General features: G+C 74.2%; 1 protein-coding gene. It reads right to left on the reverse strand.

Translation table 11 applies throughout. The annotated features are described in order from the left end of the window. Positions 1 to 54: 54 nt before the first annotated feature. On the reverse strand, positions 55 to 747 hold a 693-nt coding region (locus HMPREF3105_RS07970), incomplete at its 5' end, for an SbcC/MukB-like Walker B domain-containing protein (RefSeq protein ID WP_305791340.1).

The raw sequence follows: 747 nt of genomic DNA on the forward strand, positions 1-747 counted from the left end.
GGGCCTGACCTCACGCGTGGCGCGGGCCGGGGCGGCGGGGCGCACCCCCGTCGCTCAGGCGCCGTCGTGCACCGCGAGGCTCGAGCCGCGCCGGTCCTTGCGCACCTCGAGGCGCACGCCGATCTCCTGCCTCATCCGTTCGACGTGGGAGACGAGGCCCACGGTCCGGCCACCGGTCCGCAGGGTGTCCACGACGTCCAGGACGTCGTCGAGGGTGTCCGCGTCGAGCGAGCCGAAGCCCTCGTCCACGAAGAGCGTGTCCAGTTCGATGCCGCCGGCTTCGGCCTGCACGGTGTCCGCGAGCCCCAGGGCGAGGGCGAGGGAGGCCATGAAGGTCTCGCCGCCCGAGAGCGTGGCCGGGTGGCGCGTCTCGTCCACGTAGTGGTCCCGGATGACGAGTTCGAGGCCCTTGTTCCCGCGCCCGCCCACGGCGTCGGAGTACTCGATCGAATACCGCTGGTCCGTCATGGCGAGCAGACGCTCGGTGGCCGCGGCGGCGACCTCCTCGAGCCGCCCGGCGAGGACGTAGCTCGTCAGGGGCATCTTGAGCAGGTTCTCCCCGCCGCCGCGGACGAGGTCGAGCAGCCCCCGCACCCGCGTGTGCTCGGCGATGAGCCCGGCGGACCGCTCCAGGACCTCGGTCAGGGCGGCTGACTGGCGGCGCACCGTGGCGACGAGTGAATCGAGTCGCCCGACCGCCGTCGCCCGGGACGAGCTCGCGGCCTCGGCCGCGGCGAGCGCCTCGGC

It is taken from the genome of Micrococcus sp. HMSC31B01 (assembly GCF_001816085.1).
Lineage (GTDB): Bacteria > Actinomycetota > Actinomycetes > Actinomycetales > Micrococcaceae > Micrococcus > Micrococcus luteus.